The organism is Paenibacillus tuaregi (assembly GCF_900086655.1).
In the GTDB taxonomy this organism is placed as follows: Bacteria; Bacillota; Bacilli; order Paenibacillales; family Paenibacillaceae; genus Fontibacillus; species Fontibacillus tuaregi.
This window is the reverse complement of record NZ_LT575476.1, coordinates 853,317-866,391: the sequence shown is the minus strand read 5'-3', so window position 1 is coordinate 866,391 and position 13,075 is coordinate 853,317. Positions and strand designations below refer to the sequence as shown.

Sequence of the window (13,075 nt, the reverse complement as noted above, 5' to 3'; positions counted from 1 at the left end):
TAATACAAAGAGATTGCTTATAAGAGGAATGAGAACTTTGGATATAAATAATCAATTATTAGAACATTATAAAAAATACATTGGTGAACCAGATTTAATAAATACAGAGACTATTTCAGAAAGTCTAAATATAGACTTAATCATTTTTCAAGCAAACGACCAAAGAGACTTTCATACTATTATAACGTCAGGAATGAGCTCATTACCTGCACAAGTTTCAGAAGATAATAAAGATTGGGAATATACAGAGCTCATCATGTATCTTCCACCATCATGGCCTGTGGCTAAAGAGGATATTATAGATTTTAAAGATTATTGGCCATTTGGTTGGCTAAGGAAACTTGGCAAGTTTCCGAATGAAAGAAGCACTTGGTTTTGTTATGGAGATACTATACCTAATGGGGATCCTCCTGAACCAATTGCAAATAACAATGATTTTACTGGTATGTTATTATTACCTCCACTTCGCGAAGATGAAGGATTTAGCTCGTTAATGTTAGGTAAAGATAGTACAATACAATTATTGGTTGTTTGTCCAATATATCAAGAAGAAATGGAATATCAACTATCCAAAGGCTTTGGGGCCCTTCTTGAAAAGTTTGATGAATATAATATAAATGATATTGTTGAAATTAATAGGTTGAATACGTGTAAACAGAGATAAAAATAGCTGACAAAATAGTGTTGGTACAATCTATAAAACAAATTGGAGGAAATACCATGGAAGCCATCTTACAGCATCTTAATTTTAGGATTACGGATGTTCCATCCAGAATCCATGCTTATTCTGAACTCGATTTTTCTATACGGACCCGACCAAACAGTTGGTCAAAAAAGGAAATATTAGGGCATCTGTGTGACTCCGCACTTACTAATTTACAACGATTTGTGCGTTCTCAATATGAATCTCAACCTTACTCAGCGTTAAAATATGCCCAGAATCATTGGGTGGAACTCATGAATTACCAAAACCTAAGTATTGATCATATTTTGGCTCTTTGGGTTATGTTGAATAAGCAAGTGGCTGAAGTCATTGCAAACATTCCTGAAGACAAGTTGCTGTATTTATGCGACATTGGTGAAGAAAAACTTGTTACGTTAGAGTGGCTTATAAAAGACTATGTTGAGCACTTGGAACACCATCTCGAACAAATTTTTAGTACATAACTGCCAGTTAACTTAACAAGAATAGGGGAACCATCCATTTCTTCAAGCGGCTGTGGTAGTTGACACCGGAGGCGAGGCGCATGATTCCGTCCATAGATACGAAATGCTTAAAACCATGAAACTGACCATGAAGCACGCCTTGGCCAATCGCCTTACGATACGAATGGAATCCGGGCCTTTTTGGAAGAACAACGGGCCATCCCCGTGATTCCGGGTATGAAAAACCGCCGAGTGCCCCCGAAATATGATCGGGACATCTACAAAGAACGACACTTAGTAGAATGTTTCTTTAATAAAATAAAAAAATACCGTCGTCTGGCGACTCGTTATGATAAGTTAGCGTGTACGTTCAAGGCATTTTTGACCTTGGCATTCATTGTAGTGTGGCTTGCTTAAGTTTGAAGACACGCCCTAATCAAAATAAAACAGTTCCTCAAACTTTTTATCCAAAGCAATACATAAAATTAAAGCTAATTTTGCAGTGGGATTAAACTGCCCTGTTTCAATAGAACTAATGGTATTCCTCGAAACACCCACCATTTCCGCCAATTGTGCCTGGGATAGTTCTTGCTCAGTTCTTGCCTCGCGGAGTCTATTTTTCAAAATCAATTGTTCACTCATATTAGCTACTCACCCTATAAAGGTATACCCCTAAAAAAGAAATTCCTATAATACTTCCTGCAATGAAATTTAATAAATGCATTTTCTTTTTAGTTACAGAATACATCCCCAGACCTTCACAGCCCAGATATCCAAACATCACGGCTATTAACGCGGAGTTTGTTTCCTGACGGTTAGTATACAAATTGAACACGGCTAAAATGCAAAAGATAACCAACATGCCGAAAAAACCACTTTTCCTGCCTTTATCAAAGACATATTCCTTACCTTCATCCCGTTTTTCATTTCTGCTCTTTTCTAAGATCTCTTCCTTTTTCATAAAAAGGACTCCTCTCAGAGTAATAAAATAATGCCAAGAAAACTTGTCACGTTTATTATAACATGCAAAGTTTACTTGGCAATACAGTTCACAAAATTTCCCTGGGAAACTAGACTAACGTTGAAGCCACATTACTTGGTACAGATGGGATCATCCGCAATTGCGGACTGTTTTAGACAAACCTCCCCCAACAAAACAATGCCCAGAGATTATTCTCTGAGCATTGTTGGTTAAAACCAATTTTTTTATTATCAAGCCCGTTGGGATGATTACTTTTTGCCATGATGTCAGCATTATAAGCAGGATTCAACTTCGTTACCCCTCAGATCAGCTTACGCCGATACCATTTATCCCCCCGGAAACGCATTCCAAAGATGGCACCGCGTACGCCCCACTCGGTAACCATGGCGATCCATACGCCCATGATGCCAAGATGGAATGGGATCGCCAGAACGTATCCCAGGATAACCCGCAGCACCCACATACTCAGCAAAGATGTCACCGAAGTAAAGTTCGAGTCGCCGGCCGCGCGCAGTGCCGCGGGGATAATGAAGCTGATGGACCAAAGGAGCGGCTGCGTCACGGATATGAGAACCATCAAGTTGAAGATATCGGGTACAATCTCGGCCGGCGGCGAGAACAGTTTGATAATGTACGGGAATAACGGCAAAATGATGGCAGTCAACATAATGAAAAATGCGGTGGACAGCCCGATGAATGACCTGATGAATTTGCGTGCATCCGGGATACTGCCGTTGCCGATACACTGCCCCACCACAGTTACCACGGCAATGCTCAGTGCGCTGCCGCCGATCTGGAACAGCATGGCAATCGAGCCACTGATGGCATTCACGGTGATGGCCAGCGTTCCGAGCTGCACGATAAAGGTCTGGGTTAAGAGCTTGCCGCCATTAAAGAACATTTGCTCCGCCGCAAACGGCACACCGATAACCATAATTTTTTTGAGAATGGACCAGTCCAGCTGCAGCGCGTGCCGCAGGCGATATTGCAGGGACTGATTCATTTTGATGATATAGACCAGTGAGATGATCATCCCGAGCACCCGGGCCGTGATCACGGAGATGACAAGCCCCATCACGCCCATATGCAGCACACTGATCAGCAGGATGTTCAGACCCAGATAAGTCAAATTCATAATAAGCGACAGCCCGAGGCAGGCCTTCGTTTCGGCCATCCCCCGCAGCGCACCCGCTACAGCCTGAAAAATAGCGATAAAAGGGTACGATATGCAGCTGCCGATCAAATAGACCCGCGCATTCTGGAACACTTCCGCATCAGCTTGTCCGAATAATACATTCAATACCGAGGTGTGAAAGGCGATAACGACAATTCCTAACATCACCGCCAAAATAGCCACTGCCGAGATCGCCTGCGATGCTGCTTTGGACACCATGTTCTGGTTCCCGCTGCCCTTGTACTGCGCCACAATGACGGTTCCTCCGGTCGCCACTGCGACAAAGACATTGATCAAAAATATATTCAGCGAGTCCACCATACTCACCGCACTCACCGCAGCCACACCTGAGGAGGCAATCATCGCCGTATTAATCAAGCTCATTAAAATAATAAAAGCTTGATCCACAAATATCGGGACAATAATCCCGATAATTTGCTTGTAATCAAGCTTGCTGCCCGTAAAATGCTTATTCAAAAAAGCATTTGTCTTTTGTTTATATATTGGAGCTATGGTACCCAAGAAAATCATCTCTTTTTCCGTATGTTGTCAACCACGTCGATTTATTATAACATGTATTTCTCCTAGGATGGGCCCTCTATGACAAGTTTCTCCTAACGCAACTAATTCACACTACTTCTGTAGTTTGGTTAACATCTCAAGGCATACCCTAGTCTCTCAACTAAGCGGGTATAATACCAGCCCTGGTTCTCATCACTCTGATTAAACCTGCTTTATACTTCATCGCCAAAGACTCTGATATCCCTGCGAATAGATATGCAGCTCCATCAAAAAGACGAGCCCCCCAATGGCTCGTCTCATTTGCTCATTTTTTAAGTTATATCAAACGAACTTTAGAATTCACCGATCTGAGCTTCGATCCCGAGTGATTCTGAAGAAGCGGAGCGTCCGCCTTTGTCTCCGAAATGCCCCATTGATATCTAGTTCAAGCATTTCGGAGACAACAGCGGTCGTAAGAACACTCGACATCCCAGCGCCCCTAAAGGGTAACCTATAAGTTCATTTTATATAGCTCTTTATTTCCCGATCATTCCCGACTTCTCCAGCATCCGGTACAAAAGGACGCTCGTCTCAGCCCGCGTCAGCAATTTCTGTGGACGCAGCTCCTTGCCGTAGCCCTTCACCAGGCCCTGCTGGATAGCCGTGGCTATCGCGGCCTTGGCCCACTCGCTGACCTCGCTACCGTCCGTGTAGGCGGATAGATTTACGCCCTCCCCGGTGCTGTTGCCAGACGGAGCAGTTCCGGTGAACTGAAGTGCCCGGATGATCGTCACGATCGCTTCCTGCCGTGATACCTTCTGATTCGGAGCAAAGGTTCCATCACTCATCCCATCCATGATGTGGTATGCGTGAACTGCTGCAACAGCTCCGCTGTACCAGCTTGATGGACTTACATCGCGGAACTGGGATGACTCTCCGCCGCCTTCTGGCAAGCCAAGCGCTCTGGATAACAGAGTAGCCAGCTCGGCACGGGTAATTGCGGCTTCCGGCGCGAACCGGGTGTCATCGATGCCTTGAACGATCAGTCTGCTGTTCATATCACGAATTTCATCCGCTGCCCAGTGCCCTTGCAGATCTGTTAGCCGGGCTGGCTTGGAGACCAGGACATACGCGCTATTCGTAAGACTACGAACAACGGCAGCCGGCTTCCCGTCAACTTTAGCAAATTTCGTTGGCACGGGACGCAGGCCCTGCTCCTTGCCATCCCACATTACAACGGTTGAGGCCGCTTGGGCAGAAGCATCCGGCAAATACATAATCTGTTCAACATACTGACCGAACGAGGTGATCTCCTTCTTCTCACCTTGACGAGCCACATAGACACGCCCCCCTATCGGGTCTGACACTAATTTAAGCCCGCTCTTACTCGCTGCAGCCTGTAGTCCAGTTAGGGACGCAAGCTCACCACGCTCCATCGACAGCTGGAGTTCGGCATCTTTGGGCCAGACCGAATCCGGCTTGACGACTTCAGCCAAAGGCAGCCGGTATTGACCGTGAGAGGTTGTCAATATTACGGTTGCGGACTTTCCGCTTAGGAGTCCAACAACCTCACCGGGAACCCGCAGCACGGTCCGATCGGCGTTCTTTTCCACCGAAACTGCTAAAGTCGCATTCTGCGCAGCGGGCAGTGAATCCAGCACTTTTCTCAGCGCATCCAGCTTCAATTCAATATCGATGTACTTCGCTTCGTTCGCGTCCTTCGCCAGCTTGGCAATTCCTGAAATTTCAGTCCCGTTCACACGTACATTCAATGAATCGTCGTCTTCCGGCTTGCTTGCCGAATTGGTAGGACTCGAAGGACTTGAAGGACTTGAAGCCCCCGCTCCAGACGAACCTGAAGAACTACCCGGATCTGGATTCGGGGTTGGACTGGAACGAACAACTAGAAGCTTATATGTTTTCATCGAACCATCCTGTGCTTTGACACGGATTACAAAGGTGTTAGTGCCCGTGACCAGAGAATATACATCTGTGACCACGCCGCTCTTGATCTCCGACTCGTTGACATAGATCACAGCGTGACTGTCTACGGAGGTCAGCAGCATTTTCAATCCATTCACCGCAGAATTGGCGGTTATAGAATAACTCGTCCTCTCCGGATCAAAATTAAAACCAAGCGTTCCCCCCACGCCCGTAACCTGCCAGCCGCTTAAGTTGTTATTGATGCTCTTGGGAATAATATTACTAATCTCAATTACCCGGACATTGGCGTTACCCGCCGTATCTGCCGCATAGATAGAATAGACCCCGTTCTTCTCAACGGTAAACCGGTCTGTAATTACCGTACCTTCCTTCTCAAAATACGATACCTGCTGATTGCCCGGCGCCCACTTCACCACGGCAACCTTGTTCAATTGTCCATAGGCCAAAGCTGTTACAGTGATGCTCACGCTTTCAAAGGTTGGCGTGATTGGGTCCTGGATTAGTCCAATCGTAGGTGGCTGATCGTAGGTAAATGTAATCTTTACCGATTGATCAATCGAAGTCCCGCTGTTCTCGTCCTTGGCAGTATAGGTTACTTCCTCTGCAGCTGTATTAATCACCAAGAACTTGGCTGTCCCATTCTCATCGGTAACAGCAGACACGGCTTCAATGTAAGACTGTCCACCGCTGGCTTCAAGCTTCACCTTCTTCCCGGCAAGGGGATGGTCATAGTCATCCTTCAGCGTTACAAGGATTTGCGCATTGCTGCTTCCATCCGCCCGCACAACGAGATCGCTTGCGGTAAGGGTCGAGTGAGTTGCGCTAACTTCCCCTGGAAGGAACTCCACAGAAGTCGTGGCGGTCAGCGGTCTCTCATTGACAAATGCTCTCACCTCTGCTGTCCCAACCTCCGTTGGTGCCGTCAGTCTCGCCGTATACGTGCCGTCCTCGTTATCTCTCACTTCGGTGACTTCACCTAATGTCGAATCGATGAATACAAAGGCTCCGCCACTTGTCAACGCCCTACCCTGCGCATCCTTCAACCTCACGGTGATCTCCGTGTGACTCGTTCCATCAGCAGGAAGCGTTGCATCTGCCGCTTCAATCGTGCTCGTCTCCTTCGACGGGGCTCCAACCACGAACTGTACACTGGCGGTAGAGGCTAGAGGCGTACCGCCAACACTTGCGCTCACCGTCGCTGTCCCAACCTCCGTTGGCGCTGTCAGCTTCGCCGTGTAAGTGCCGTCCCCATTGTCCGTTACAGGACTCACTGTCCCTGACGTCGAGGTAATCGCTACCGCGGCCCCTCCGGTCTTCAGTTCATTGCCGTATGCGTCTCGCAGCTTCACCGTTACCACGGTTTGACGCGTTCCATCCGCAGGCAGCACCGCTGCTGCCGTTTCTAATGTACTCGTCTCTGCCGACGGGGCTCCGGCTACCAGTTGTACCGCAGCCGTCCTCGTCAGCGGCTTGCCGCCAACACTTGCACTCACCGTTGCTGTCCCTACTGCCGTTGGCGCCGTCAGCGTGGCCGTATACGTGCCGTCCCCGTTGTCGGTCACAGGACCAACCGTCCCTAGTGTCGAGGTGACCGCCACCGTTTCTCCCCCACTTGTGATCTCATTGCCTTGAACATCCCTCAGCTTTACCGTAATCGGTGTCTGGCTTGAGCCATCTGCCACAAGGCTGGAAGCCGCCATGATTTCGCTCTCTGTCTCGGAAAGGGAATGATCGGCAATCATGTACGTTCGGAAAGCAAAATCATAACCCTCCCCTTCGCTGCTCCCTCTTTTGTAAACATCGCCACTACTACCGTACCAGCCCCAGCCAGAAGGAGTTCCGTTCTCTGTGGACACGACCATTTTATACATCGTATCCTTCTTCAAGTAAGGCGGTGTCCCGGAGAAGTCGACCGTCACCCAACTGTAATCAGGGTACCCCGAAACCGACTGTCCTTGTGCAAGAAGGGTCGAATCTCCTTCCCTATACAGATCTACACGAATAGCCCCTGGGGTACCTAATGAACCAGATATATATAATTCTATTTTATCCAAATTACCCGCAACGGCAGGTGTAAAGGTCTGAGAACGCGGATAGTCTTTATTCACCCAGACATTTCCGTCGTGCAGAGTCTGCTCCTGATCCAGCAGGGCCGCGTCTGCCGCAAGAGCAGCGCTGTTTATCGTGCCGAATATAAGGGCAATCACAAGAGCAATGGACATCCATCGCCTGCTTCTTTTAAAACTTCTCATTAATATTCCAATCCTCCATCCTTGTTCTCCGATACTAAATTGCTTGGCGTAAGGCCTGTAAGTGATATCCTGCTGATCTCGCCTCTGCTCATCAAGGCATCAAGCAGTAATATAGAAGTAGCCCCCAACAATCAGCGCTCCGAGCAAAAACAGACCAAAGTACCATTTGGTAAATCGAAGGCTCATTGTACTCCCGTCCCACCACAGCTTGGCATAGATCACTATGCCTAGTAGAAGGACACTAACCAGCGCAATCAGACCATTTTCCATCTTCCTATTTCAACCCTCCTATCATCTGAAAATTACGAACTCATGCCATTAAAAATAATCCAAAAGCCTTCTCTACCTCCATACCTACAATGGAGTATTTTTCGTTTCAAACCTCGTCTGCAAGCCATATTTCAGGTACTTCGTACCACAAAATTCCATTTTCCATCTGTAACAAGACCAGCCATTGCATTACAATAAGAGGTATGAAGGCTACGCGAAATCAGAGGTGTTCGGAAATTGGAAACCAACCATCCTATTGGAAAATCCATCGGCAGATCTGTGAGTGAAACAGATCCTCCCGGTGAGCAAGTGTTTAAAGCTGATCTAACATTAAGAGATTATATCCGTGGACCTAGGGGAATGGACCCAGACCAATTTCTCCCCCTTGCGAGATCTATGGCGGCTAGTGTCGGCAGGCTCCATCAGCAGATGATGATTCATTTGGACCTGCGGCCGGAGCGGGTGGGTATTTCCCCCAGTGGAAATGAGGCTTATTTGATAGATTCGGGTTATGCCGTTCACCGCACGGCCGAGGGCTACCCCTATCTGTCTGGCGGAGTTCTGGAATCAAGCTTGCCGTATTGCTCACCTGAGAACACAGGAAGAATGCACCGAAGTGTGGATGAGCGAAGTGATTTATATTCACTTGGCGTGATTTTCTATGAAATGCTGGCGGGTCGTCCGCCTTTTCAATCGGATCAGTCGCTAGAATGGGTCTACATGCATCTGGCTCAAAGTCCGCCGCCTCTGGCGAATCTTACACAGCCTCTGCCTGAAGGCCTGGAAGCGATCATTATGAAGCTATTAGAGAAGAATCCGGATAAGCGCTATCCCAGTTTGGGCGTTCTGCTGGCGGATTTGGACAAAATCGGAAGACCCCATGATATCCACCTGATCGAGCAGGGGCTTCGCGGGCGGGAACATGAAATGTCCATGCTGACTCAGGCTTTCTATTCCGCATGCCTTGGATCAACAGAGATGGTCTATGTCTCAGGTGAACCTGGTATCGGCAAAACAAGCCTGATTGAAGAGGTGCTCAGGAAGCAGCAGCAGGACAGGGATTTCTACTACATCACCGGGAAATTCGAGCAGCTCTCCAAGGAAAGCCCGTATTATCCCATTATTCAGGCATTCCGCGGATTGATGCGGCATTTGTTAGGACAGCGGAAAGACCAATCCATGCTGTGGAGACAGAAGCTTCAGGAAGCACTTGGGGCCAATGTCCATGTCATCGCGGATATTATTCCTGAAGCTGGGCTAATTCTGGCCAGTGACGATGTGCCTGCCTTAGAGGAACTGCAGGCGAATGAATCGAAGAAACGATTCATCTATGCTTTTCGCAAATTTGTTCAGGCCCTTGCATCGAAGGAGCACCCGCTTGTTCTATTCATTGATGATCTGCAGTGGGCCGATGCTTCCTCCCTCCAGTTGATTCACGCGTTGTTATCCGATCCCGAATGCCAGTATTTGATGATTGTCTGTGCATTTCGCCCTACGGAGACAGACCGGGCCAAGCTGCCGGGGTACGAGGCGGACGGAAGTATAACCGCCCAGGCGGTAGTCCGCCACATTCATCTGAGTCAGCTGGGACTAGCAGAGATGAATCAAATTGTGATGGAGACGCTTCATAGTCCTGCCGATACTTCTCGTTCTCTTACAGAGCTCTTATATCATCAATCGAAGGGCAACCCGTTTCATTTCAAGCAAATTCTGCTTCGTTTACAGGACGACCATATTCTGAACTACAATCATGAGGAACGCTGCTGGCAGTGGAATCTGGAAAAGGTTCTTGAGCAGGTTCCCCGTTATGCCATTCATGAGCTGATGGAGCACAAATTACACCGTCTGCCCGTGGATGCCCAGGAACTATTGAAAATAGCCGCTTGTGTAGGGAGCACCTTCCACCCTTCACTAATCACCTCCGTATACTATCAAGGCAGTGAGAATGTGGAGGGTATAGATTGGTCTGCTATCGAAGCGGAGGGGATGATTGTAGCTTTAGAAGCGGAGATGTACCGCTTTACTCACGATAATATCCAGAAGCTTATCTACAACGGAATAGATGACGAATCAAGGCAGGATATTCACATCCGTATCGGCCAGATCTTGTACGGCAAGAACGATGCATATGAGGAGAACTCTCTCTTTGATGCGGTGAACCACCTGAACCGGGGATCGGCAAGAATGAAGAATCCGCAAAACATTCTGCAGCTCGTCAGATTAAATCTGGATGCGGGACACCGGGCCAAATCTTCCACCGCTTACGACATTGCCCTAGGTTATTTCAGAAAAGGGGTGGAGCTGCTGTCACCGGGGGACTGGGACCGTGAGTTCGAGCTGATCTTCGAGCTGCACGCCCAGAAAGCGGAGTGTGAGTACCTATGCGGCAATTCGGCTGATTCAGAGCGGGACATCGACTTCCTGCTTGGCAGGGCACGCAGTCCGGTTGAGCGAAGCCGTGTGCAGATGATCCGGATTATGCAGTACATTAATCAAGGCAGGTATCATGAGAGCACCGCTCTCGGCCTTGCGAGTCTGAGGGAGCATCAAATCTATATCTCACCTCATCCGAGCAAATACCTGCTGCTCATGGAAGGCAAGCGAATTGAGGCTAATCTCGGCAAGGAATTCGGCCAGCTTGTCTACCTGGAGGAGATGTCGGACCAGGAGCGGATCAGTGCGATGAATCTGATCTATGCGATCATTCCCTCCACCTTCTTCACTAATAAAGAGGTGTTCTTCCTGCTGACGTGCCGGGCCATTCAGCTTACATTAAAGCACGGCAATACCCCCGCTTCTGCGGCAATTTATACCGCGATGGGGATGCTGCTCGGAACCGCATTAGGCAAATTCGAGAAGGGTTATGCTATTGCCAAGCTGGGTGTGGAGCTCTCCGAGCGCTACAATGTCACTTCAATTAAAAGCAACACCTATACCATGTTCGGCAGTGTGCTCTGCCAATTCGGCGGAAATGCCCGTGAAGGAGACTCTTATTTAATCAAAGCGCTTCAATACGGCTTGGATTCGGGGGATTACGTGTTTGCGAGCTATGCCATGGGTGCTCATGTCAATTCCTTATACACCAGAGCATCGTTAAGTGAATTGACTAGAACCCTTGCCGAATACATGGATGTGCTTGATACGACCAAGGATGAGTTCGTGAGGAAGAACTTTTACCTGTACCAGCAGGTCATCCTTGCCCTTCAGGGAAGGAAGCCCGTACCTGCATCCTTCAGCGGACCGGATTTCGACGAAGAGCAATTTCTGGAACAAATTCACCGGGAAGAGACTTCGGCCACCACCTTGTTTCAGTTCAGCACATACAAGACTCAGCTCAGCTATCTGACAGGCCAATATGCAGAGGCCATGGAATGGGCTGAGCAAGCGGAAATCTATGAGGATTACGCAACTCATTTGCCTCACTTGCCGGAATGCTTGTTCTATGCCTCGCTCGCCATCATGGCGGCCCCTTCCCGATCACGGGCAGATGCCCAAAAGTTAAACCGCCATCTTCAGCGCTTTAGACGATGGACACAGTGCGGCCCGGAGAATCATCAGGCCCGGTACGATCTGCTTCAAGCGGAATTTGCCCGTATCTCAGGAGAATGGCGGGAAGCAGAAGCGATGTACGATCAGGCCATCCGCACGGCGAGAGAGCTGGAGGACTTCCATGTGACAAGCATGGCTGGTGAAGCTGCGGCCAACTACTATTTGGAGTGCGGCAAAAGTAAGACAGCGGGGTATTATCTGCAGCTGGCAGTTGAAGGGTATAAGCAGTGGGGAGTGCAGCTGAAGGTATCGGAGTTGGAGGAACTCATTCAGCAGGTGCAGCGTCAGGAGAAACGCCTCCCTACTTATGAGCATACCTTGGCCCTTCAGGACCAGGAGATTGCGGCAGCGGATCAGGCCGCAGGGGATATCTCAACGCTTCGGAGTGTTCCTCATTCGGTGGACAGCATAGACCTTGCCGCAATTCTAAAAACTACGCAGGCCATCACCCATCAGATGACCTTGGACACCGTGCTTGCGGAGATCATGAATACCATTATGAAGCATGCCGGAGCCAGCAAAGGTGCCCTGCTTACAGGCACCGAGGACACGCTTGTGATTCAGGTCTATGCCGATTCAGGAACCTCCCCCATTACGTCATCTTCGGAGCTACGCGACAGCTCGCTGCTGCCGGAGGGAATCATCCGCTACGTGTTTCGAAGCCAGGAGGATATTTATTATAACGGAGGAGAGGAAAGCTGGCTGATTCACAACCCTTATATTGCTCAGCACCAGCCTCAGTCAGCGCTCTGTATTCCCGTAACCGTTCATGGCACGATGATGGGGGTTCTCTATCTAGAGAACAAGCTTGCCCAGCATGTGTTTATGCCCGGCCGCACCGCTGTTCTTCAGGCGATGGCGTCCCATGGCATCTTTATGTGTGTGCTTCAAAGTGCGCCTGAGCCTCCTTACGTGCAGCCGGATACCGGGGAGTCCGGAGAAGAAGAGCACCTTGGGCCTGACACCATTGAAGAACCGCTAACCGAACGTGAGCTTGAGGTGCTTGCCCTATTAGCCGCAGGGTTAACCAACAAGGAAATCGCCGAACGTCTGGTTATCGCTATTGGTACCGTGAAGGTTCATGTGAAGAATATTTTTGCCAAGCTCAAAGTCAATCGGCGAATCAATGCCATTGCCCAAGCCAAAGAACTCAGGCTGATCAGCGACCACACCCGGCGATCCGTTTGATCATGCTTTGGTATAGACTCAAAAAATCCACAACCTGTTGGTTGTGGATTTTTTTGAGACTTCAAGAAT

The 13,075-nt window shown here is 48.6% G+C and carries 8 protein-coding genes and 1 pseudogene; 4 read left to right on the top strand and 5 right to left on the bottom strand.

Going from position 1 to position 13,075, the window contains the following annotated elements:
* Window positions 1-37: 37 nt before the first annotated feature.
* From BN6628_RS04075 to BN6628_RS26925, 3 genes and pseudogenes are all read left to right on the top strand, one after another.
* The gene (locus tag BN6628_RS04075; RefSeq protein WP_068614664.1) at window positions 38-664 is read left to right on the top strand and encodes a suppressor of fused domain protein; all 627 of its coding nucleotides are present in this window, start codon (window positions 38-40) and stop codon (window positions 662-664) included.
* A 56-nt stretch (window positions 665-720) separates the two neighbouring features.
* Window positions 721-1,167, top strand: coding sequence for a DinB family protein (locus BN6628_RS04070; protein ID WP_068614662.1), 447 nt, complete (start codon window positions 721-723; stop codon window positions 1,165-1,167).
* A 165-nt stretch (window positions 1,168-1,332) separates the two neighbouring features.
* Window positions 1,333-1,563: pseudogene (locus BN6628_RS26925) on the top strand (transposase); the annotation flags it as partial.
* Between the two features lie 15 nt (window positions 1,564-1,578).
* Here the strand turns inward: BN6628_RS26925 and BN6628_RS04065 are convergent.
* The 5 genes from BN6628_RS04065 to BN6628_RS26380 all read right to left on the bottom strand — a co-directional run bounded on the left by BN6628_RS04065 (window position 1,579) and on the right by BN6628_RS26380 (window position 8,269).
* Complete coding sequence (locus tag BN6628_RS04065) at window positions 1,579-1,788, bottom strand: helix-turn-helix transcriptional regulator (RefSeq protein ID WP_068614659.1); 210 nt, start codon at window positions 1,786-1,788, stop codon at window positions 1,579-1,581.
* Between the two features lies 1 nt (window position 1,789).
* Window positions 1,790-2,107: a DUF6442 family protein gene (locus BN6628_RS04060; RefSeq protein WP_068614657.1), complete on the bottom strand. Its 318-nt coding sequence runs from the start codon at window positions 2,105-2,107 to the stop codon at window positions 1,790-1,792.
* Window positions 2,108-2,429: 322 nt separating this feature from the next.
* Window positions 2,430-3,833: an MATE family efflux transporter gene (locus tag BN6628_RS04055; protein WP_082926779.1), complete on the bottom strand. Its 1,404-nt coding sequence runs from the start codon at window positions 3,831-3,833 to the stop codon at window positions 2,430-2,432.
* Between the two features lie 506 nt (window positions 3,834-4,339).
* On the bottom strand, window positions 4,340-7,999 hold the full coding sequence (locus BN6628_RS04050) for an invasin domain 3-containing protein (protein ID WP_082926778.1): 3,660 nt from the start codon (window positions 7,997-7,999) through the stop codon (window positions 4,340-4,342).
* A gap of 99 nt (window positions 8,000-8,098) precedes the next feature.
* Window positions 8,099-8,269: a hypothetical protein gene (locus tag BN6628_RS26380; protein ID WP_187386106.1), complete on the bottom strand. Its 171-nt coding sequence runs from the start codon at window positions 8,267-8,269 to the stop codon at window positions 8,099-8,101.
* A 237-nt stretch (window positions 8,270-8,506) separates the two neighbouring features.
* On the opposite strand from BN6628_RS26380, the gene BN6628_RS04045 reads away from it, so the two are divergent.
* Complete coding sequence (locus tag BN6628_RS04045; protein WP_068614653.1) at window positions 8,507-13,006, top strand: AAA family ATPase; 4,500 nt, start codon at window positions 8,507-8,509, stop codon at window positions 13,004-13,006.
* The last annotated feature ends 69 nt before the right edge of the window (window positions 13,007-13,075 follow it).

What these genes read in the sequence shown, in the direction of transcription:
- BN6628_RS04060 (WP_068614657.1), bottom strand. Translation starts at nt 2,107, where the DNA reads ATGAAAAAGGAAGAGATCTTAGAAAAGAGCAGAAATGAAAAACGGGAT.
- BN6628_RS04070 (WP_068614662.1), top strand. Translation starts at nt 721, where the DNA reads ATGGAAGCCATCTTACAGCATCTTAATTTTAGGATTACGGATGTTCCA.
- BN6628_RS04050 (WP_082926778.1), bottom strand. Translation starts at nt 7,999, where the DNA reads ATGAGAAGTTTTAAAAGAAGCAGGCGATGGATGTCCATTGCTCTTGTG.
- BN6628_RS04055 (WP_082926779.1), bottom strand. Translation starts at nt 3,833, where the DNA reads ATGATTTTCTTGGGTACCATAGCTCCAATATATAAACAAAAGACAAAT.
- BN6628_RS04065 (WP_068614659.1), bottom strand. Translation starts at nt 1,788, where the DNA reads ATGAGTGAACAATTGATTTTGAAAAATAGACTCCGCGAGGCAAGAACT.
- BN6628_RS26380 (WP_187386106.1), bottom strand. Translation starts at nt 8,269, where the DNA reads ATGGAAAATGGTCTGATTGCGCTGGTTAGTGTCCTTCTACTAGGCATA.